Origin of the sequence: Nguyenibacter vanlangensis (genome assembly GCF_013376155.1) — a bacterium.
Classification (GTDB): Bacteria; Pseudomonadota; Alphaproteobacteria; order Acetobacterales; family Acetobacteraceae; genus Gluconacetobacter; species Gluconacetobacter vanlangensis.
In genome coordinates this window covers 1-1,067 of sequence record NZ_JABXXP010000865.1, presented here as the reverse complement: position 1 = coordinate 1,067, position 1,067 = coordinate 1, and the positions used below count along the sequence as shown (strand labels likewise).

Sequence of the window (1,067 nt, the reverse complement as noted above, 5' to 3'; positions counted from 1 at the left end):
GCCAGCCGGGACGAGGCGCGGCCCGCGCAGCACGTCCTGCCATTCTGAAACTTACCCCTCGATCGGGGCCGGGACGCGGGCGGCCTGCCGCGCGTTCTCCTGCCGGGCGGCCAACTGGGCCGCGTCGAAATCGGCGATCAGTTCCTGGAACAGCCGGTACCAGTTCAACTGTGCGCCCAGGCGCAGGAACACGCTGCCCAGCCCGATCGCCGAGCGGTCGACCAATACGAATTCGCGCGGCGGCCGCACGCCGCCGGTCCGTTTCAGCCCGGCATAGACCCGCTCGGCGACCGCGCGGCCGAATTGCGGATCGCCGCTTTCCTGAATCGGGCGAACGCGGTCCTGCATCAGCGGTTCGTAGATGAAGCGGGCCCATTCATTCAGCACCCGCATCGTTTCGCGCGACATGTCGGTGAAGCCCCAAGCCTGATAGGCGTGATAGGCCAGATCCTCGTCATCGCGCTCGAGCGCCCGATAGAGGTCGATGATCCCCTGCACGAACCTGGCGTGGAAGATGCGGATCGCCCCCAGGTCCAGCAGGTTCAGCCCGTAATCGTCGCGCACGGTGAAATTGCCCATATGCGGGTCGCCATGGATGACCCCGTAGCGATAGAGCGGCACGTACCAGGCCTGGAACAGCGCCAGCGCCATGGCGTTGCGCTGCTCCAGCGTCGGGTTGGCGTCCAGCACCGTCTGCACGCCGCGCCCGTCCAGCCAGTCCATGGTCAGCAGCCGGCGCGTGGACAGGTCCTCGACCGGCGCGGGGACGCTGACCTTGGGATAATCCGCCAGCATCAGGCGATAGAGCCGCAGATTGGCGGCCTCACGCGTGTAATCCAGTTCCTCCTGCAGGCGGGCGGTCAGCTCCACCAGCACGTCGTCCTGCTTGATCGTGCTGTCGATGCGGTAATACAGCCCGACCGCCATGCGGAATTGCCGCAGGTCGGAATCCACCGTCGCCTGCATGTCGGGATATTGCAGCTTGCAGGCCACGCGGCGGCCGTCCGGCAGGATGGCGCTGTGGACCTGCCCCAGGCTGGCGGCGGCGGCGGCCTCGTGCTCGAACC

Annotated in this window: 1 protein-coding gene; it reads right to left on the bottom strand. The window is 67.3% G+C overall.

Annotated elements, in window-relative coordinates; genetic code table 11:
* Positions 1-51 precede the first annotated feature (51 nt).
* The coding region (locus tag HUK84_RS19735) for an ABC1 kinase family protein (RefSeq protein WP_176641723.1) at positions 52-1,067 on the bottom strand (1,016 nt) is incomplete at its 5' end.